The following is an 18,918-nucleotide window of genomic DNA, read 5'->3' on the forward strand; positions in this document are numbered from 1 at the left end:
GGGTCTGCCGCTCACAGCCGCACCGCCTTCTTGGCGTACATCAGAGCCTGATCGAGGACGACGAGCAGGGCATCGCGTACGGAATAGCGGTCGCGGGCGTCGAACTGGACGACGGGTACAGTCGAGTCGACGGCGAGGGCCCAGCGGAGTTCCTCTTCCGTGTATTCGGGCTGTCCCGGGAAGCGGTTGACACCTACCGCGAAGGGGACATCGGACTTCTCGAAGTAGTCCACGGCGGGAAAGCAGTCCTCCATGCGGCGGGTGTCGACGATCACCAGCGTCCCCAGGGCGCCGCGGATCAAGTCCCCCCACATGAAACCGAACCGGTCCTGTCCGGGGGTGCCGAACAGATAGAGCTTGATGCCCTCGTCGATGGCCACCGACCCGAAGTCCATGGCGACCGTCGTCGTGCGCTTGTCCGGCGTCATGGTGTTGTCGTCCCACTGCGCACCGGCCGATGTCATCACGGCCTCGGTGGTCATGGGGGGTGTGTCGGAGATGCTGCCCACCGCGGTGGTCTTTCCGACGCCGAAGCCGCCCGCGATGATGATCTTTACGGGCAGGGGTGTTCGCCGCCCGTCGGACGCAGAGCGTTCGTCAGGAGATGTTGCATAGACCACGGATGACCCTCCGGAGGGTGTCGACGTCCCTGGCGGCGTCGAATTCGGGCAGGTGGGCGTGGACATGGTTGTCGGCGTAGAGATCGCTGACGAGGACCCGTGCCACGTTGAGATGCAGGCGCAGCTGGGCCGAGATCTCGGCCACGGACAGGGGGGAGCGGCACAGCTCGACGATGGCCCGGCGCTCGAAGGCCAGCTGGCCGCAGATGGCAAGGCCGTACTCGGTGGACTCCACCTGTGTCTCCATCGCAATGGCCTCCGTGGCCCCCTGCGTGCGTCCATGGGTGATGAGGAACGGCCGCGGCCGCAGATCGAGCCGGTGGGGATCTCCGTTCGGATGATGTCTGTCTGCCGTCACCGTGTGCTCACCTCTGGATGTGAAGCTTGAGCTCGGAGATCAGCTGCGGGGTGAGGGCGGCGCCGGCTCTGTTGCCGAAGAGCGTCATCTCGTACGCGATCTGGCCCAGATCGGCTTCCTTGGCGGCGACGACCCCGAGCACCGAGCCGTTGCCGATGGCCGAGACCAGGAGATAGCCCTCGGACATGTCGAGGATGACCTTGTTGAGATGTCCGAGGCGGTACGAGCCCGACACCCCGCCCGCGAGCGACGTCAACGCCGCCACGATGGCGGCGAGCCGGTCGGCCGCCGCACGGTTACCGGTGTCACACGCGGCGATCATCAGGCCGTCGGAGGAGACCGCGATGGCATCGCGGACGCCGCTGGTGCCTGCGCCGAACCTGTTGAGGAGCCAGTTGAAGTTCGTGGCTTCCGGGCTGAGCTCCGTGGTCGAACGCATCTGAGATCACCTCTGGTCGAAGGAAGGAGAGTCGGGGCCGGACTCCATGGCCCGGGCGATGCCTTGCTCGAACTGCTGGATCATGGCGCGTGCGGCGTCCGGGTCGGCGGTGGGCCGGGGCCCGACGACCGCGCCGTTGGGGACGAACGCACCGGCGGGCAACTGGGCCCCGGGCACGCGCCGAACCAGCTTGACGGACCCGTTGAGGGGCGGGGTCGGCTCGCTGTGTGGGGGTGTCTGCATCTGCTCGTGGTGTGGTGACGACTGCTCGTGCTGCGGCGCCGTGTGCTCCTGGTGCTGTGTCGTGTGCTCGTGCCTCGGCTTCGTATGCTCGGCCGTCGGCGCCGGCGTGGGGGCGGTCCCGGCCGCGCCCTTGTCGCGGATCGGCAGGCGTGGCTTGTCCAGCGTGGCCGACGCGGGCGAGGCTCCGGTGTCCCGGACCGGCAGGGGATAGATCATGGGCGGCTCGGGGAAGCTCGAGGCGGCGGAGGCCGTCGACACCCGGCCGCGCTCCACTCCCATGCTGTACGAGGTGACCGCCGCCGTCCGGTGCTGCCCGCCGGAGTCCGGGGCGCTGGCCGCGTGCGGCGGGGGTCCGCCGAACCAGGTGAACTGTCCCGTGTTCGGTGCGCCGGTCTCGTACCTCTCGGAGTGGTCCACGGGATCAGGGACCACGGTGAGCGGGCGGATCTCTTCCTGCGTGCGGCCGCCCTGTGTCGTTCCCTCCGCGAGCTGTGCGAGTCCCCGCGCGAAGGCGCTGCTCGGCACCTTGAGCCGTACCGTGAGCCCGCCCTCTGCGGTGTGGTCGAGGCCGATGGCGAAGGCATGGCGGCGGCAGATGCGGCCCACCACGAAGAGTCCGAGGGACTCCGTGGGCGCACGGTCGAGACGTTCCTCGGCGCCGAGGCGGGCGTTCTCCGCGGCGAGCCGCTCGTCGGAGAGCCCGACGCCGTGGTCGACGATGCGCAACAGGCAGCCGCCGTTGGGGAGTTCGGCCAGGGAGAGCTCCACTGTGGTGTGCGGGGGGGAGTACGAGGTGGCGTTGTCGAGGAGTTCCGCCACGGCAAGGGCGAGATCGGATGCGACATGGGAGACGACGGGCGAGTCCGGTAGCTCGCCGAGCACCTGTACGCGGGAGAAGTCCTCCACCTTGGCAAGCGCCGACCGGGTCAGATCGTCCAGCGGTACGGGCGAACCCACCAGCTGCTTCTCCGGCCGGCCGGACAGCACCAGGAGGCTGTCGGCGTAGCGGCGCAGGCGGGTGGTGACGTGGTCGAGCCGGTACAGCTTCTCCAGGAGTACGCCGTCGGTCTCCACGCGCTCCAGCTCGTCGATCATCAGCAGTTGCAGGGCGCTGAGGTTCTGTGTGCGCCGCCCCACGTTCACCAGCATCGCGCTCGCGTTCTGCGAGCTGCGGATTTGGCGCTCGATGAGCTCCACGGCGGCGTCCTGCACCCGGTTGAAGTGGGAGGCGAGAAGGCCGAGTTCATCGTTGCTCGACACCAGAACTCGCTGGAGCTGCATGGGTATGTGGGACTGACCTGGGTCCTGGGTCGACTCCTCGGCGACCCGGGACAGCTCGGTCTCTGCGGCCTGCGCGATCTCCTCGGCGGCCCCCTGCAGCTCCTGCAGCGGACCCACGATGGACCGGCCGATACGGATGGTCAGCCAGACCATGGAGCCGGCCAGTACAAGCGCGGCGAGAGCGAAGTACACGGCCAGTTCGGTGGCATCGGCTGCCTCGCCCTCGGCGCTCCTGGCCGCCTCGTACACCACCTTGTTCTGGACCAGAAGACGCTGCTGGTCCAGTGAGTCCGCGGCAGCCGCGATGCGCTCGATCGTGCTGATCTCGGCGAGTTCCCCCAGCGCGGTGCCCTCTTTGGAACCATGCTCCGCCCACAGCTTCAGGGAGTTGGCGAAGGCCTGGACGCGCGCCGAGGACGTGCTGGCTTCGGCGGCCTGGAACTGTTGCGTCTCACTGGGCAGCGCGAGGCGCAGAAACCTCTCTCGCTCGGTTTCCTGCGCTGCGGCGATGCCGGCCAGGTCACTGACGCGCTGACGTGCCTCCTCGGGGCTTGAGATCGCGGCGAGCAGCCCCGCGCCCAGGGCGCTGCTGTGTTCGTCCGTCCGTAGCAGGGCTTCCACCATGCTGTGTTCCCGCCCGACGACATGCACGCCGTCGGCATCGGTGTCGGCCAGCCCCAGACCGTCGATGAGCCCGGAGATCAAACCGCCGTACAGAGCATTGACCTCTGCGGGGTCCAGCTTGCGGTCGAGGATCAGCTCGCGCGTGCGGCCAAGGCCGCCGGCCTGGGTGAGGGCACGGGTTATCGCCGGTGGCGCGTCGTCGTCCATATGGCGACTGAAGTCGTCGGCGGCGGCGTCGGTGCGCACGGTCTGCCGGGTGATCGCCGTGGTCTCGCTGGCCTTGGTCGCGAGATACACATTGGCGAGGAGCCGCTCGCGCTGCAGTTCCGTGAGCAGCCCGCCGAGCTGCCGTGCCTGGTCCAGATGGCTGGCGTCATGCCGCGATGCGCCGGCCGACTGCACCCGGTCCACCACCAGCGGTGTCGTCAGGAGCGCGGCAGCCGTGAGCGGTACCACGCCGAGCACGGCCACACGCCGGCGTACCGACAGATCAGCGAAGCGCACGGATGGCCTCCCTGTCCTTGGCACGGCGGTGGCGTGAGCCGCTCTGCGAAATCGCGGCCGGTGGCGGGGCGGCGGCCCACTCAGGGGTGGTGAGAGGAACGTCGGGTGCGCCGTCGCCGGGCCCTGCCGGAGTGCTCTCGGGTGTCGTCATACGCCACGGGCTGCGGCCCCACCGGAGCAGGGCGACGACCAGAGCCGTGCCGAGCAGCGCGGCGGCCACCACGAACCACTTTCGCAGCTCCAGGCTCCGCTGCCGCTCGGCCAGGAGCTGATCGAGGCTCAGGAACACCTCATCACTCAACTTCGCGGCGCTTGCGGAGAGTTCCGCATGGCCCAGCTGAATCTTCTCCAGGGTGTCCGGCAGCGGCTGGGTGATAACGGGGGTAACGGGGGCGAAGTCCTCCACCGCACCGCGGAAGGCGTCGATGTGCCGCAGGACATCGGTGCCGAGCGCGGAGCTGGCGTAGGTACCGAAACTCTTGGACAGGCCTTCCTGTACACCAGCCGCAGCCGAACTCACCCGGTCGCGGGCGACCAGGATCCGCGACAACGTCAGCTCGTTGCTCTTGCGCTCGCTGCCCCGTAGTGCCACGAGCGCGACCATCCTGCTGCTGTCGGCCGCCAGCGCGGGCAGCTTCAGCATCGCGGTGTCCATCAAGTAGTACGGAGCGTGCTCGGGGTCGAGGATCAGGTTCGAGGAGTCACCGACCCGACCCACCAGGAACAGGGCGGCGTCCAGGGCCTCGGAGTACGGACGGTAGGCCGCCCGGCCGACCGGTTGCTCGGCCTTCAGATCGCTGAGCGAGGCCCGCAGTTCGGCCCATGTCCCCTGCGTATGCAGCACTTTGCCGACCGTGGCATCCGCTGCGGAGACCGCTGCGATCGCTTCATCGAGCCGTTTCGGCTCCGGCTTCGTCCCGGTGACGGCGATGGCATGGTTCTCGCCGAGCACCGTGATGAGCCGGGTCAGCGGACGGAGATAGATGACACCGTGCCGTTCTGCCGTGGTGAACTCAAGATCGTCGTCCGTGGCTTGCCACAAGCCGATCGAGACAAAGCCGAGAGGTACGAGCAGGACCATAGCGACGAGCAAGGGGCGAAGAACGCGGCGGGCCACCGAGAGGGCCGGCGTGCGCGCAGGATGCACGGTCATGGGGCGAAATTCACCGACTTCCGTGGAGGCGTGAGCTCGAAGAGTGCTCTTTCACGGCCGTCTACGCACCAGCGAGGAGCCGGGTTCAGGCGGGCTACCAGCCGGTTGTGCGGAGCGGATCAGTTCGCGCGACGAACCAGGATCACTCTCTGTGCCGAACGGGCATCACACCAACCGGTCCACAACCACTCCACACATGCACACCAGTCGGTAACATCCCACGCGGCAGCATGTTTGTAGGGAGAGAGAACCCACCATGACAGACGAACCATCAATGGCAGATTTGAAGTCCCTCTACGCGGGCCGCATCTCCGAGGACCTTGCGCACAACGAACGGGAGCGAAAGCGGATCGCAGCTGAAATGAAGGCACTGCAGGGGGAGTTGACATGCCTGGAAGAGAATCATGTGTTGCTTGAAGGGCTGATGCAGTCCCTTGGAGAGGGCGCGGTGGCAGCAGATGTCACTGTGGACACGGAGCGTACGCCGGCGGATGTTCCCGAGGTGGCGATGAAGGGTGCTTCCGAGGCGCCGCTGAAGAAGGAGGTGGCTGCGGTGCCGCGCCAGCAGAATGCGCGTACCGAGCAGCATGGCAAGGGCGGCCCCACACTGATCGACTTGATCGTGTCCCAGTTGGGCACGTTCGAGACACCGAGGGCCGCATCGGAGATCACCTCCGCCCTACACGAGGGCAATCCCGCACGGGAGTTCAACCCGAAGGTCGTACGCAACACTCTGGAGGCGCTCGTCGCCAAGGGACGTGCTGAGCGCATGCGGCAGAAGCGTGCGGTGTTCTACACGGCGGTACGGGCGGACACGCCTGGGTCCTGAACGCTCCTCGTTCCTGACGGAGAGACGTCGTCATTGCCGCCGATCTGGCAGCCGGTCAAGGTGAGGAGTGTCGCCGCGACTGCAAGAGCAAAGGCACTGGCCCGCTGATGGGTGCGCAGTGCAGTTCGATCGGCCTGCTTCATTTCGTCATCCCCGTGATTCACGTCGTTGTGGATGCATGATCTGCAACTCCCGTCTCGCGGTGGCGCGTTGCCTGTCGGCGCGCTGCCGTGGGTCGGGTGGCCTCCTTCCTGGCCGGGTTGGCTCGCACATCCCGTACTACGAGGCGAAGCGTCGTACCGATGTATAGCGGGACGCCTCCCCTGACCGAGTCCGCGCAACGTATGTGGATTCATGGCCTGTTGATACCGGCCGCCGCATTGCGGGTGTCACGATGACGGCGAGCGGATGCGGTGCCCAATGCCGGCTGCTGCCGCGCGTTTCCTCCTCCGTGGCGGCCCTCGTGTCCGCAGAGATGTCCCGCGATGCCGGGCCGGGCGACTCCGGTCATGCCGCAGGGGCGTTCATCATCTGCGAGTGAACAGGACCCGATATGGACGAAATCGAAGAGCCGACGGGGAGCGCCGGTCCGTCCGGTGAGACCTCGTCATCCGGTCGCGGCGGCTCCTCCGCGCTGCCCGATTCACCATCCAACAATGTGAGTTCGCGCGCCGAGCGGGAGCTGGCGGGCGCCGACGATGCCGATAGTGAGAGCGAAGGGAATGAACGGGGGAAGCGCGCCGAGCGGCGCGCGGGCACGAGCGCCGCTGCCTCGGCGGGTGAGGCGGAGTCCCAGGTCGCGGGCCGCTCCCCCACGCCCGCCGCGGCGGCCTCGGCCCAGCCCACCGTGCTCGGTGCCACCTCTGCCACCTCCGCGACATCGGAGCCCGAGACAAGGTCCAGGCCCGCCAGGGCCGAGTCTGGCGCCACCTCGGCCGGTATTCCCGACTCCGAGGGGGAGGGTGCCGTGAGCGGAAGCGCCGCGCGAGGTGGCACCGGAGCCCGGTCGCTTGCCTCGACATCGTCCAGCACTGCGAACTCCCCGGGCTCGGCAAGCAGTTCGGCGGCGGATGAGTCCGGAACCAGCGGCGCCTCGGCAACGAACGGAACGTCCGCAGCTTCCGGGACGCGCGGCGAAGGTGAATGCGAGCCGCGCACCGCAGGGCGCCAGAGAGGGCGTCGCCGCGCAGCCGCGGCGGCCGCCACTGCTGCAGTCGGTGGTACCCGCGGACCGGACAGTGACGGCGAGTCCCGACTGCAGCTCGGCCGTCCGCCCAAGCAGCTCCTTGCCGGCGCGGCGATCGTCGGTGCGATCCTGGTCACCGTGCCGCTGCTGGTCGGAGCCCTCTCGGACGACGACGAGAAGAAGCCCAAGGCAGGTGGCAGTGAACTCTCCGGCGGATCCATGACGCTGGAGGAGCCGCCGGGCATGCAGGGCAGCGCAGGCGGGGGTGGCTACACCATGGAGAGCGACGCGCCCGCCGAGCCGTCCATGGAAGCGCCCACGCCCAAGGACAAGCAGCAGAAGGATCCGAAGGGTGGCACGACCTCCGGAGGGAACGACAACGGGAGCGACCCCGAGCACAGGAACGCTCCGCCAAGCGCAGGCATGGTGGTCGGAACCGACGCCAGGAAGACCGTCGAAGCCCAAACCCAGACGCAGGAACGCCAGAAGGCGGTTCCCGCCACTGTGGTCAATGTGGCCAACTCGAAGCGCGTCCTGCTCAAGAACAAGATGACGGGGTTGTGCGCCGACATTCTGGGGACCGGCAAGGGCAGACTCCAAGGCCCGGCCGTGCAGTACAAGTGCAACAACGAGAGCAACGACAACCAGCTCTGGGACTTCACCGTCCGCTACGAGAAGAAGGGGCCGGGCAAGGCCGACCTCTTCACCATCTCGAACATCAAGGACGGCTTCTGCCTGGACGTCACCGGCACCAGCACGGCTCCGAAGAACTCACAGGTGTTCGAGAACAAGTGCTCGCCGACCACGAGCGACAACCAGCTGTGGTACCTGGAGAGCCGGGGCAACAACGACTGGTGGATCCGCAACTACACCGCGGGAGGCCAGTGCCTCAATATCGCCGGCTGGGCAGGCGAAGGGGGCAGAGGCTGGAAAGTGGAGATACGGCCGTGCCTCGTCAACGACGATCACAAGTGGTACATCACCAAGTAGGCAATCCTTGACCCCGTGCCGCCCGGACACCATGCCCGGGCGGCACGTGTGTTGAGGTCCGCCGCACCGGACCCGGCCGAGCGGGCATCGCCCCGCACCTTGGCCCACCGCTCGAACACCCATGCCGAGAGCTTTCCCTGCGACCGAACTTTCACCCTGCCCCATGCGTAGCAGAGGACAGCATCACTGGGCATGGAGCGCTTCGGTGCGGTTACGAAGGGAGGCACCATGCAAGGGGAAGACAGGCAGCGGTTCATCCTCACGCGGGCACGCGCTGAGGGCTCCGTCGATGTCCAGGTCCTCGCGAAGGAACTGGATGTGTCATCCGAGACCATCCGGCGCGATCTGCGAGTACTAGAGTCATACGGACTGCTGCGCCGCACCCATGGTGGCGCGTACCCCGTGGAGACACGTGGCTACGAAACGACGCTGGATGCACGGACCAGTCGCTTTGTACCCGAGAAGAGGCGCATCGCGGCCGCAGCCGTGGAACTGCTCGGCCCGGCGGAGACGGTCTATGTCGACGAGGGCTTCACCCCGCAGCTGATCGCCGAGGCACTCCCCGACGACCGGCCGATGACCGTGCTCACCGCGGCGCTGGGCGTCGCCCACCTGCTGAGCCACCGCGAGAACACCACAGTGCTCCTGCTCGGCGGTGAGATCCGGGCCACCACCCGGTCCACGTTAGGCCCGTGGGCCACGCAGATGCTGGACGAGTTCGTGGTCGACATCGCATTCATGGGAGCCAACGGAATCTCCCGCGAGCATGGTGTCACCACACCCGATCCGGCGGTCGGCAAGATGAAGGCCCGGGCGATGAAGGTCTCCCGCCGCAAGGTGTTCTGCGGGATCCACACCAAATTCGGTGCGGTGAGCTTCTGCCGGTTCGCCGATTTCCGGGAGTTCGAGGCGATCATCACGGACTCCCAACTACCGCTGTCCGAAGCGCGCCGCTACACCCGCGCGGGCAGCCGCTTGGTGCGGGTGTAGGCAGCACACCCGCTGCACGCGCCACACCTTGAAGGTGCGCGCTCCACCCCACTTGAGCCGTGCGTCAATCCCAGGAGAGAGGGAAACGGTCATGGACCTTGATGTGTCGTACATCCACCAGCTGCGGCAGGTAGTCGCGCTCGCGGACGACGGTCGCTTCACGGAAGCAATCAAGCTCGCGGTTGCCTTCCGGTCCGAGGCTGTGCGCTTGAACGGTACGCGCTCGCCCCAAGCCGTTCGCTGGATCGAGGCCGAGGCGCACACCGCATATCTCGCGGGTGATGTGCTGCGGAGTTCCCAGGTGTGGATGAGCGCGGCCATGGTGCGCCTGGCACGTGGCGAGTCCGGCTACTCAGCCGAGGTCGAGGCGGCCGTGGACCGTGCGCACCACCAGTGGCAGCAGCTGTCCGACCCGTACGACATCAACAGGCTGGCCCCGGAGCTGGTCGCGCTGCGGATACGCGTCCCCGGTCGGCAGTTCGGCGCACTCGAGGCGGTGCGCCGGCGGTCGGAGGTCAGTGTGTACGACACGTTTCCGATGTCGGCCTCCTACGCGTAGGACCTGCGTCCGGCTCCCTCTACGCCACCCGCGTACGAACATGCGTACGTACGCGGGTGGCGTATGAATGTGTGTTCGTACGCGCAGGGCGTACGGCACAAGTACAGCCCCACACACACGGCTCCACACGTACGAATGCCCCCAGTCCACCTCATGTGGTCTGGGGGCATGCACATTCAGAGGCGCCGACGGCGAAGTCAGGCGCGGAAGCGGCCTCAGTCGTTGAAGCCGCGCGCCACGAGCGTCCGCTGCAGCGACTTGAGGGCGTAGTACGCACGGGACTTGACCGTGCCCTGCGGGATCCCGAGAGCCTCGGCAGCCTCGGCGGAGGTCATCGACTTGAAGTGCAGACACACGATGACCTCACGCTGCTGGCGCGGCAGTGCACGGATGGCAGCGCGCACCATCTCTATGTCGTGCACCCGCTCGTAACCGCAGTCGGCCTCCGGGATCAGCCGGAGCACCTCCTGGTCGCACTCCTGCGGCCGGGCCCTGCGGGCACGTTCCAGGTCGATGGAGATGCGCCGGGCGACCGTGAACAGCCACGGGCGGAACGTCTCGAACTCCCGGCTGGTCATGGCGTGTGGGTTCTTCCACGCCCTGATCAGGGTCTCCTGCTTGATCTCCTCGGCACGCATCCAGTTTCCGCGGGTCAACGACATGCAGTACCGCAGCAAAGACGCACCGTGCAGTGCCTCGATCTGTTCCAGCTGCGCCGCGGTCGCGGTGCGCGGAGGGTTCGGCGTAGGCGGTTTGGGCTCCGTGGCCGGCGGCGTGCGCAGTTCTGGCCTGCGCTGCGCGGGCATCTCGTGTGGGCGGCTGGTCTCGGGGCGGGTGAGCAGTGCTGTAGCCATGGTGATCCCCCTGCGAATCCTGGGCGGTTGGTCGCCCTCGTGTCGGCATGGATCACTCTGGTCAGTTCGCCGTCCCGAAACATCGGCCACCTCGCGTATCTCGCCGCGTACGCCGGGGGTGCATGGCGTACGCGGGCGGGTCTACGCGTGTCCGCCTGGCGTATGTGGCGCATCGGTAAGAGGATTCGCCTCGCGTGGCCCCTCGGGGCCATACGCCACGTCAGGAGAATTCCACGTGGAGCTCGGTGGGCGGGGCCCCGTCCGCGGGCCAGGTCGCCGCATCCGCAGGTCGCAGCCTGGGGAGCTGGCTGAGAAGTGCGCCCAGGGCGCCCCCTATCTGGGTACGCGCCACGGCGGCGCCCAGACAGTTGTGCGGCCCTTGGCCGAAGGACAGATGCGGATTGAGCGTACGGTCGGGGCGCAGCTCGTCCGGCTCGGCGAAGGCGGACGGATCGCGGTTGGCAGCTGCGATGTCGAACAGCACCGCGTCCCCTGCCGAGATGGCCTGGCCGTCGATGGACAGGGGTTCCGTGGCAAAGCGGATCAGGACATCGCGGCCGGTGTACGTGTACCGCAGCAGCTCGTTGACGGCCTTCACCGACAGCGCCCCGCCTGTCGTCTGCGCGCGGAACTTGTCGGACGTGGACTCGTCCGCAACGACATGGAGCAAGGCGCCGGACAGTACGTCGGTCAGTGTCGCACCGGTGCCGAGCAGCAGCAGAAAGGCCGCGTGCAGCTCGTCGTGCGTCAACTTGAGGCCGTCTCCCTCCAGTTGGGCCAGCAAACTGATCAAGCCCGGCGCGCCATGGATGTTGGCGGGGCTGTCCGGGCAGCCGATCCACCCGCCGAGATCGGGCAGCGCGGTGGTGAAGTACGCGCGCGCCTCCTCCTGGGCGTCGGTGCCGGCCGTGAACAAGCGCGCCACTTCCCTGCGGTCCTCGCCTGGTACGCCGAGCAGATCCAGGGTGGTGATCACGGCCAGAGGCCGGATGTAATCCGCTATGAGTTCCGCGTGCCCGCGCTCGGCGAAACCGGCGATGAGCATGTCTGCGCAGCCCGTCGTACTGCTGCGCAGGCGCGAGACGATGGTGGGTGAGAAGGCGCGGCCGAACATGCTGCGCAGCCGGATGTACTCCGCGCCGTCCGCACGGTTCAGGGCTCCGGAAAGGCCGGCTCCCCACACATCGGCGTGGGGGCACATGGCGCGCAATTTTTCGCTCGCGGCCGCATGCGACGGGGTGAGTCGCGGGTCGGCGAGCAGACTGCGGATGAGCCGATGACCGGTGATCCGCCAGACAGGCAGACCCGGGCCGCCGTACTGGGTGACAGGGGTTTGCACGGCGTGACGGAGCCGATCTGGGCCAGGGGCCCAGTCGTCGAACCTTGCCGAGTCATGCATCACTTTGCTCACTTTGCCGTCGGGTGCACGGTTTGAAGTACGCCTGCGTTCTGTACAACTACGGATCAGGGGGGATCGGAGTTCGGCGTGATGGTCATGTGTTCGCAAGGAACTGGCCTGCTCAGATCCAACCTGGCCAGAACATCGGACGAATGAATCAAGGTGGACATTCGTCACGGGAGGGACAGTTGCTGCCGAGACTGAACTCCGGCGGTGCCGCGCGCGTGTTCAGGCAAGATACCTGACAACGGGAGAGGTGCTTGCGATGGCAAACACGCTGGAGGTGGACAACCGTCGGGACGCGGGCGCACCGGTGCTGCCGGCCGCCTACGACGAGACAAACGCCCCGGCCTGTCACGGCGCCAACCCCCGGATCTTCTTCCCGGCACACGAAGTGCCCCTGGGGGAGCGGGAGATCCGCGAGGCCAAGAACATCTGCTCCCGCTGTCCGGTGCGCGAGGACTGCCTCGCCCTGGCCATCCAATCAGGGGAGACGGACGGGGTCTGGGGCGGCACCACACCCGCCGAGCGCCGCAGTATCCGGCTGCAGCTGCGCCGCTTCAACGGGACCAAGAACCTGGTGGAAGCGCTGGCGCGCGGACATGAGGAACATGTCCGGCCAGTGGACCGGCCGGCCGTCGTTGTGCAGCTGCTGCAACTGGGCTGGGATGTCCGCCAGGTGGCGAAGGCGTTGTCCATCACTCCGTTTGACGTCGCGGGCGCCCGCGCGCAGGGTGCCCAGATCCTGGTGTACCGCCGCCTGCTGCAACGCCGTTATCCAGAAGGCTGGGAGTGAGACATGACACGCCGCGCAGCCGCGCGGTGATCTGACCCGATCGCGGGTGTCCTGCGTAGTCGGGGGTGAGTTCGAGAGCTAACACCCCGCCGACCCGGGTGGCCCCGGACAGCGCCCACCGGTTCAGGAGACCTACGTGACCCTCGAGAAGCAGCACCCCGAGCGCCCCGCTCAGCGGCGCATGGCCGTGAATTGGCCGGCGGCGCCCGTCACCTTTCTCCTCGTGGACCCGAGCGAACCACGGGCCGTCCAGGAGTGGGGCGAGGGTGCGATCGATGCCGTCGTCGTGGATCTGCGTACCGCTGCCGAACAGCAGGGAATGCAGACCGCGTTGGCGTGGGCGGGAAAGGTACTCGGGGCCGTTCGCTCCACCGCCGACGTCCAGATCTGGCTCCGGATCCATCCAGCGGATCACCTGGCTGCAGCCGGATACCGGGATGTGCTGAAGGACGTACAGAACCTGGTCGACGAGGCCGACGGTGTGGTGCTGCCCGAGGCGAGGGGTGTGGCCGACGCCGAGGCTGTCCTCATGCTCTTGGGGGGCGGCTCGGTCACCGCGCTGCTGCCGGTGGTTCCCGGGGATGTTCCGCGCGCGGAGATCGAGCGGCTGGCCGAACATCCCGCAGTCGTACGGCTGGCTGCCTCGGCAGAGCGCAGGCGTGCACGGCTCGCGTCGGTGTCGCAGGCGCACGGCTTCGCCCCGCCGGTCAACGGCCTCACCCCCGAGCCGCAGGATGCCTGCGCGCTCATGCATGACGCGGTGCTCGCGCGCGGCGAGGGCTTCGGCGGCCAGTGTGTGCCCGATGCCGCGCTTGCCTCGGACGTACGAGCGCTGTATCGAGACGCCGGACAGAACTGAACCGACAGCCACGTCGCGGCGAGAGCGGCTGTTTGGATTGGGCCCTCTCGAAAGGCCGGTCACCGCATTCCGCTGCCGGATGTTCCCCCTCTATCGGCGGGAAGCGGAAAGGGCTCCTGTAATCGCGGAATTGACCGCCCCCGACGGAAAACCGTCCGCTCTCAGCGAGCGGTCGCGCAAGGAGAGGTTACCGCTGTGCCACGTGCATCGGAGATATCGCAGATTCCGGGGGTGGCGTGGAATACCGCGCTCACTGGTCTCTCGCCGGCCGGCTTCGCGGCTCTGGTCGCGACGCTCCGCGCGAGCGGAGCCGACCGGCCCCGCAGAGGTCGGCCGTGGAGTCTGCCGCTTGAACGGCGCGTGCTGCTCGTAGCCGCCTACTGGCGAACTAACTTGACGCTCCGTCATCTCGCCGGGCTCTTCTCCATCTCGAAGTCGGCTGCCGACCGGATCGTGGACGCGCTCGCTCCCTACCTCGCGCTCGAGACCCAGTGTGCTCGCTGCCGCCGCCCCGTCGAGGGCCTGGTCGACGGGGCGCTCGTCCCCCTTTCAGGGCCCGGGTCCGCGCGCGGCGCGGGTGAGCTCCGCTATGCCCCGCGCCGCCGCCTGCGGATCGACAGGAGTACGAGGATCGGGCTCGCCGCTGACATAGGAGTCCTCGATGTCTGCGCCGTGACGGGCTGCGTTCCTGCTGTCGAACGGGCAGCCTGAATACCTCGAAAGATATGGACTGCGGCATCCATTTCCGAATTCCGCGATCAGTTGTCCCGTAAAGCGCGACTGGTTGTTCGAATGCAACAGGGGATGAAATTGCCACAGCGGAGGAGAGAGGAACAGGCCATGACGTGGCCGAAGTCACATGAAGGGATGGCGACATGGAGCCTGTAACCCCACACAGGGTGCTCGTCGTCGACGACGATCCGACCGTAGCGGAAGTCGTCACGAGCTATTTTCAGCAAGCAGGCCTCATAGTCGCCGGCGCATCGGATGGCTACGAGGCTTTGGAGCGCGTCGCCAAAGCGCGCCCCGATCTCGTTGTCCTCGACCTGATGCTCCCCGGCGGGATGGACGGCATCGACGTCTGCAAGGCGCTGCGGAAGCTGTCGCCCGCGCCTGCCGTCATCATCCTCACCGCTCGCGGAGAGGAGGAAGAACGGGTCCTCGGCCTGGAGGTGGGGGCCGACGACTATGTCACCAAACCGTTCAGTCCACGCGAACTCGTCCTCAGAGCCAAGTCCGTGCTGCGCCGACGCGGCGCCGAGATGTCCAGACCTCACCTCCCCGAGCTGGTGGTGGCGGGGGATCTGGTGGTTGATCTGACCGCCCGCCGCGCCACCAGGAACGGCGTGGAAATCGGGCTCACCTACCGGGAGTTCGCTCTCCTCGCCTTTCTGATGCGCCACCCAGGACGTGCGCTCCGTAGGGAGCTGCTGCTCCAGCATGTGTGGGGCTGGGAGTTCGGTGACCTCTCGACGGTGACCGTGCATGCCCGTCGCCTGCGCGCCAAGGTCGAGGAGGACCCCGGAGATCCCCAGCTCATCCAGACCGTCTGGGGGGTTGGCTACCGCTTCGAGCCTCCCGCCGATGTGCCGGCCGGAAGGTCTTCCGGTTCGCCCGTCGGCCTGTCCACCGCTTCCTCCTCCGGTGGGCGGTGACCCGTGGCCTTCGACGTATTCTTCATCTTCCTGTACGCGCTGGGCGGTGCGGCGGTTGCTGGTGTACTGGGGGCGGGGGCACTCTGGGCGGTACGGCACCGTTCCGCAGCCGTGTCGTTGACGGTCGTCGTCGCCGTCTCCGTGACCGCGATGATGGCCGGCACGCTCAGCGTGGCGCAGGCTATGTTCCTCTCCTCGCATGACCTCTTCGTGGTGACGGTGGTCGTCGGGGCGGCCTCCGCCGTCTCCTTCGGAGCGGCCGTACTCCTGGGACGCTGGGTGGTCGTCCGTAGTAAGGCGCTGACGCAGGCGACACGTTCCTTCGGCGACGGTGGGGCCTTTGCCGCACCGGTGAAAGCCGGCACCGCCGAATTGGAGGCGCTCAGCCGGGAGTTGGCCGCGACCAGCGCCAAGCTGAACGAGTCGCGGGAAAGAGAGCGGGCCCTTGATGCCTCCCGGCGGGAACTCGTCGCCTGGATCTCGCACGATCTGCGCACTCCGCTCGCCGGAGTCCGCGCCATGGCGGAAGCCCTGGAGGACGGTGTTGCCGCCGAGCCCGAGCGCTATTACCGCCAGATCCGCGCCGAGGCCGAGCGGCTCAACACGATGGTGGGCGATCTGTTCGAGCTCTCGCGGATCCACGCTGGTGCGCTGTCCCTGATGCCGTCACGCATCTCCACGTACGACCTGGTGGACGAAGCGCTGTCCAGCGTCGGCGCTCTCGCTGAGCAGCTCGGTGTTCGGCTCGTCGGGGAGCGGGTGGTCCAGGAGGCCATCGATGTGGACAGTAAGGAGATGACCCGCGTCCTGTACAACCTGCTGTCCAACGCGCTGCACCGCACACCGCAGGACGGCACGGTGGTGATCGCGGCGGAGGAGGGCGCGGACGACACGGTGGTGTTCTCCGTGACCGACGGTTGCGGGGGGATCGCCGAGCAGGATCTGCCCCGGGTCTTCGACACCGGCTGGCGCGGCACCGAGGCGAGAACTCCCCCTGGGGGAGCGGGACTTGGGCTTGCGATCGTGCAGGGCATCGTGGAGGCACACTCGGGGCGCGCCAGTGTCCGCAATGTCATGGGTGGGTGCTGCTTCGAGGTGGTACTCCCTCGCGCGCCGTGAGCTGCGGCCGTGACCTGCAGGGCGGCTCGCCGCAGGGATGTGAGGGCATCCGGCTGATCGGTGTCTCGTCTGTCTCGTCTGTCTCGTGTGCGTCGAGTGCAGTGAGTGGCTGTGAGGCAGGTCCTGGTGCATGTCCCGGTGTCTGCCGCTCCGTGGGCGCCAGGATTTCTTCACGCCGGGAAACAGGGCTCATGCGGACCGCCCGCCCCCCACGGGCCGGCGTGATCGAGCACTGCATGAGGAGCAGATCTACCGTGCGGCCGCGCTTCACCGCGGCACTGCGGAAGCGCCCCATGAAATCGAATCCCTGGCTGCCGAAGAACGACACGGTGCGCTCGCTCTCCACATCGCTGATCATGGCAACGACCTCACGCACCCCGGTCCTTGCGCCACGTACCAGGAACTCCCGCAGCAGCCTGGTGCCGATCAGCCGGCCCACATGGCTCGGGCAGACATAGCAGGACACCTGGACGATGTGGTGCTGGACCCAGCCCGGCTGCATGGGCTGGGCATGGCAGTAGCCGAGTACGGTCCCCTCGTGGACGGCCGCCACGAACGGCAGGCCCGAAGCCCGCAGTACGCCGTGCAGAGAGCGCCACTCGAACAACGGCCGGGGTTCCTCGTCCAGCGCGCTGTATCCAGCCAGCACGTACTGAGCGTGGATATCTGCGACGCCGGGCAGGTCCGAGTGCTGTACCGGACGGATATGCGTGCGGTCGTGCGTCATAACAGTGATACGTGTCTGCCGGGGATCGAGTTCATTGGTGACCCACCCGACATGCCCCGGTTCGACGGCGGGTGTCGGGATGGTGAACCCGTGCCGTGCGAAGGCCGTAAACCAGTGTGGCGGCCGACGGCGCGCAAGCGACGGGACGGCCGTCACGTACCCACGAAGAGAGCGGCTGCGAGGTCAACGATGCAGGAGTTAAAGGCATTTGAACCCCATGAACTCGACGCGTTCGGCAGCCCGCTCTGGCTCACCGCGGTCGCCAACCATGATGATCCGAACCATCTAGTCCATGTTGTACGGGGCGTTGATGCCGCCTACGCACTGACGGCACTCGGAGTCTCGGCCTACTCGATCGTCCCCTGCAACCTGCCTGAGCAGCGCCCCAAGGCAGGCATCTCCTTGCCGAGGGCGGCCCTTCACCCGGTGAACCCCATGGCCGCGCTGCTCGCCGCCCAGATCGGCGAATGGACCTTCATCTACGACGACTTGGGCTACACGCTCTTCCCCCAAGGGCCGCAGCAGACCGGTGCGCAGCTCCTCTCGGCGGCCGGTACGGCCGCCGCCACCAGTTACTGGACTGTCACCGGCGACCAGGGCTTTCTGTACGCGATCGGTGGCCGGCTCCTCGTCGACGAGATGTTCCTGACCGAGAGCCGTGTTCCGGCCGGTGCTCCGCCCGAGCTCCGGGCGGCCGTGAGCGCTGCCGACGTGGGCGGCGCGGACTTGAGGCAGCAGATCAACATGCGGGTGATCAGCGCGCTGGCCGGGATTCCGAGCACACTGGAAGAGCTGAGGGAACTGTCCCTGTTCGTAGCGCCCGTTGACTGATCGGCCGGCCCCGCTTGCCGTCCCCTAGGTCGCGGCCTGGCCGACCCACCTGCGCTCCACCAGGTACCTGGGCAGATACTCGGACTCGACCTCCACCGGGATGTCCGCGTCGAACGCCATACAGGCGATGGCCAGCGGTCCCAGAGCCACGAGCCCTGCACCGCTGACTGCTCGCGCCTCGTCGCCCGACCAGTACTCGCGATGCCAGGTGACTGCCTTTTCCAGCGCCGAGTTGAAGGGCTCGGGCTCCTGGAGCTGGTACCGGTGGAAGACCTCCATCGGCGGATAGAGGATGTTCAGCATGAGTTCGGCGTCGGCGATGTGCGGGGCCTCGGGGTCTGTACCGTCGATCGCGGCGGCCAGCGTGTCCCAGGTCTCGGGGCGGCTGAACCAGGCGTTCTGGAGTGTCTCCACCCAGGCGTAGAGACATTCGTCGATCTCTGCGCCGGACGCGCGCAGGAACGAGACCGGGATCCGGGCCAGTTGGTCGAGTCGTTCGTTCTCACGACAGATCACCGCCAAGTAGTAGGCGGTGAGCCAGTTTCCGGCATGCAGATAGTCCTGCGGTCCGGTGGCGGGCAAATTCTTGATCTCGCCCTTGGTTCCGACGCGGGACGGTGTCGGGCCGCTCTCGGCCGCTCCCGAGATGAACAGTCCCGAGCCGACCTGCATCGCAGTGACCCAGGTTTCCCAGGTGGCGAATTCTCCGACAGCTGGATCCGTCAGACAGGCCCAGTTGGCCAGAGTCAGGGACAAGTTCAGTGCATCATAACGGTCGAATGCCGAAGTCTCTATTTCTGCAATCGTCTCTTCGGTGCTCTGGATGATAGGCGCCATGCCTTCACCTTTGTCGCTTACGGGAAATTCATGGCGAGAAATGCGAATCACTTTTTCTGCCCCCC

19 protein-coding genes are annotated in these 18,918 nt (G+C 67.3%); 10 read left to right on the plus strand and 9 right to left on the minus strand.

What is annotated here, in order from left to right; translation table 11 throughout:
- Nucleotides 1-11: 11 nt before the first annotated feature.
- Genes ACH4YL_RS24955 through ACH4YL_RS24975 form a run of 5 tightly spaced genes read right to left on the minus strand, consistent with a single transcriptional unit; the run spans nt 12 to nt 5,222 of the window.
- Nucleotides 12-686 (minus strand): GTP-binding protein, encoded by a 675-nt coding sequence (locus tag ACH4YL_RS24955; protein ID WP_398509648.1) that lies wholly within the window; start codon nt 684-686, stop codon nt 12-14.
- Nucleotides 598-978, minus strand: a complete 381-nt coding sequence (locus tag ACH4YL_RS24960) for a DUF742 domain-containing protein (RefSeq protein ID WP_398509649.1) — start codon at nt 976-978, stop codon at nt 598-600. Before ACH4YL_RS24960 ends, ACH4YL_RS24955 begins: the two co-directional genes overlap by 89 nt.
- A gap of 7 nt (nt 979-985) precedes the next feature.
- Nucleotides 986-1,417, minus strand: coding sequence for a roadblock/LC7 domain-containing protein (locus ACH4YL_RS24965; protein ID WP_398509650.1), 432 nt, complete (start codon nt 1,415-1,417; stop codon nt 986-988).
- A 6-nt stretch (nt 1,418-1,423) separates the two neighbouring features.
- The gene (locus tag ACH4YL_RS24970; RefSeq protein ID WP_398509651.1) at nt 1,424-4,069 is read right to left on the minus strand and encodes a nitrate- and nitrite sensing domain-containing protein; all 2,646 of its coding nucleotides are present in this window, start codon (nt 4,067-4,069) and stop codon (nt 1,424-1,426) included.
- On the minus strand, nt 4,056-5,222 hold the full coding sequence (locus ACH4YL_RS24975) for a hypothetical protein (protein ID WP_398509652.1): 1,167 nt from the start codon (nt 5,220-5,222) through the stop codon (nt 4,056-4,058). The genes ACH4YL_RS24970 and ACH4YL_RS24975 overlap by 14 nt, the downstream gene beginning before the upstream one ends.
- A gap of 256 nt (nt 5,223-5,478) precedes the next feature.
- On the opposite strand from ACH4YL_RS24975, the gene ACH4YL_RS24980 reads away from it, so the two are divergent.
- The 4 genes from ACH4YL_RS24980 to ACH4YL_RS24995 all read left to right on the plus strand — a co-directional run bounded on the left by ACH4YL_RS24980 (nt 5,479) and on the right by ACH4YL_RS24995 (nt 9,776).
- Entirely contained in the window at nt 5,479-6,051 is a 573-nt protein-coding gene (locus ACH4YL_RS24980; protein ID WP_398509653.1) for a hypothetical protein, read from the plus strand.
- A gap of 1,324 nt (nt 6,052-7,375) precedes the next feature.
- The gene (locus ACH4YL_RS24985; RefSeq protein ID WP_398509654.1) at nt 7,376-8,227 is read left to right on the plus strand and encodes an RICIN domain-containing protein; all 852 of its coding nucleotides are present in this window, start codon (nt 7,376-7,378) and stop codon (nt 8,225-8,227) included.
- A gap of 228 nt (nt 8,228-8,455) precedes the next feature.
- A complete protein-coding gene (locus ACH4YL_RS24990; protein ID WP_398509655.1) occupies nt 8,456-9,217 on the plus strand; it encodes a DeoR/GlpR family DNA-binding transcription regulator in 762 nt (253 codons plus the stop codon).
- Between the two features lie 91 nt (nt 9,218-9,308).
- Nucleotides 9,309-9,776: a hypothetical protein gene (locus ACH4YL_RS24995; protein WP_398509656.1), complete on the plus strand. Its 468-nt coding sequence runs from the start codon at nt 9,309-9,311 to the stop codon at nt 9,774-9,776.
- A gap of 215 nt (nt 9,777-9,991) precedes the next feature.
- On the opposite strand, the gene ACH4YL_RS25000 is transcribed toward ACH4YL_RS24995, so the two are convergent.
- Nucleotides 9,992-10,630: a sigma-70 family RNA polymerase sigma factor gene (locus ACH4YL_RS25000; protein WP_398509657.1), complete on the minus strand. Its 639-nt coding sequence runs from the start codon at nt 10,628-10,630 to the stop codon at nt 9,992-9,994.
- A gap of 220 nt (nt 10,631-10,850) precedes the next feature.
- Complete coding sequence (locus ACH4YL_RS25005; protein ID WP_398509658.1) at nt 10,851-11,969, minus strand: cytochrome P450; 1,119 nt, start codon at nt 11,967-11,969, stop codon at nt 10,851-10,853.
- A 325-nt stretch (nt 11,970-12,294) separates the two neighbouring features.
- On the opposite strand from ACH4YL_RS25005, the gene ACH4YL_RS25010 reads away from it, so the two are divergent.
- From ACH4YL_RS25010 to ACH4YL_RS25030, 5 genes are all read left to right on the plus strand, one after another.
- Nucleotides 12,295-12,825: a WhiB family transcriptional regulator gene (locus tag ACH4YL_RS25010; RefSeq protein WP_398509659.1), complete on the plus strand. Its 531-nt coding sequence runs from the start codon at nt 12,295-12,297 to the stop codon at nt 12,823-12,825.
- A gap of 136 nt (nt 12,826-12,961) precedes the next feature.
- Entirely contained in the window at nt 12,962-13,684 is a 723-nt protein-coding gene (locus ACH4YL_RS25015; protein ID WP_398509660.1) for a hypothetical protein, read from the plus strand.
- Between the two features lie 231 nt (nt 13,685-13,915).
- Nucleotides 13,916-14,395 carry a transposase family protein gene (locus ACH4YL_RS25020; protein WP_398509661.1) on the plus strand — a complete coding sequence of 160 codons (480 nt, stop codon included), beginning with the start codon at nt 13,916-13,918 and terminating at the stop codon, nt 14,393-14,395.
- Between the two features lie 164 nt (nt 14,396-14,559).
- Nucleotides 14,560-15,339: a response regulator transcription factor gene (locus tag ACH4YL_RS25025; protein WP_398509662.1), complete on the plus strand. Its 780-nt coding sequence runs from the start codon at nt 14,560-14,562 to the stop codon at nt 15,337-15,339.
- A gap of 3 nt (nt 15,340-15,342) precedes the next feature.
- On the plus strand, nt 15,343-16,458 hold the full coding sequence (locus ACH4YL_RS25030; RefSeq protein ID WP_398509663.1) for a sensor histidine kinase: 1,116 nt from the start codon (nt 15,343-15,345) through the stop codon (nt 16,456-16,458).
- On the opposite strand, the gene ACH4YL_RS25035 is transcribed toward ACH4YL_RS25030, so the two are convergent.
- On the minus strand, nt 16,412-17,107 hold the full coding sequence (locus tag ACH4YL_RS25035) for a GNAT family N-acetyltransferase (RefSeq protein WP_398509664.1): 696 nt from the start codon (nt 17,105-17,107) through the stop codon (nt 16,412-16,414). The two genes, ACH4YL_RS25030 and ACH4YL_RS25035, sit on opposite strands and share 47 nt — an antisense overlap.
- A gap of 267 nt (nt 17,108-17,374) precedes the next feature.
- Between ACH4YL_RS25035 and ACH4YL_RS25040 the strand changes: the two genes are divergently transcribed.
- Nucleotides 17,375-18,016: a hypothetical protein gene (locus ACH4YL_RS25040; protein ID WP_398509665.1), complete on the plus strand. Its 642-nt coding sequence runs from the start codon at nt 17,375-17,377 to the stop codon at nt 18,014-18,016.
- Nucleotides 18,017-18,040: 24 nt separating this feature from the next.
- Here the strand turns inward: ACH4YL_RS25040 and ACH4YL_RS25045 are convergent, their stop codons facing one another.
- Entirely contained in the window at nt 18,041-18,772 is a 732-nt protein-coding gene (locus ACH4YL_RS25045) for an immunity 49 family protein (protein WP_398509666.1), read from the minus strand.
- Between the last annotated feature and the right edge of the window lie 146 nt (nt 18,773-18,918).

This window comes from Streptomyces sp. NPDC020681 (assembly GCF_044334895.1).
Taxonomy (GTDB): Bacteria; Actinomycetota; Actinomycetes; order Streptomycetales; family Streptomycetaceae; genus Streptomyces.

What these genes read in the sequence shown, in the direction of transcription:
- ACH4YL_RS24955 (WP_398509648.1), bottom strand. Translation starts at nt 686, where the DNA reads ATGTCCACGCCCACCTGCCCGAATTCGACGCCGCCAGGGACGTCGACA.
- ACH4YL_RS24965 (WP_398509650.1), bottom strand. Translation starts at nt 1,417, where the DNA reads ATGCGTTCGACCACGGAGCTCAGCCCGGAAGCCACGAACTTCAACTGG.
- ACH4YL_RS24975 (WP_398509652.1), bottom strand. Translation starts at nt 5,222, where the DNA reads ATGACCGTGCATCCTGCGCGCACGCCGGCCCTCTCGGTGGCCCGCCGC.
- ACH4YL_RS24980 (WP_398509653.1), top strand. Translation starts at nt 5,479, where the DNA reads ATGACAGACGAACCATCAATGGCAGATTTGAAGTCCCTCTACGCGGGC.
- ACH4YL_RS24990 (WP_398509655.1), top strand. Translation starts at nt 8,456, where the DNA reads ATGCAAGGGGAAGACAGGCAGCGGTTCATCCTCACGCGGGCACGCGCT.
- ACH4YL_RS24995 (WP_398509656.1), top strand. Translation starts at nt 9,309, where the DNA reads ATGGACCTTGATGTGTCGTACATCCACCAGCTGCGGCAGGTAGTCGCG.
- ACH4YL_RS25000 (WP_398509657.1), bottom strand. Translation starts at nt 10,630, where the DNA reads ATGGCTACAGCACTGCTCACCCGCCCCGAGACCAGCCGCCCACACGAG.
- ACH4YL_RS25010 (WP_398509659.1), top strand. Translation starts at nt 12,295, where the DNA reads ATGGCAAACACGCTGGAGGTGGACAACCGTCGGGACGCGGGCGCACCG.
- ACH4YL_RS25025 (WP_398509662.1), top strand. Translation starts at nt 14,560, where the DNA reads ATGGAGCCTGTAACCCCACACAGGGTGCTCGTCGTCGACGACGATCCG.
- ACH4YL_RS25040 (WP_398509665.1), top strand. Translation starts at nt 17,375, where the DNA reads ATGCAGGAGTTAAAGGCATTTGAACCCCATGAACTCGACGCGTTCGGC.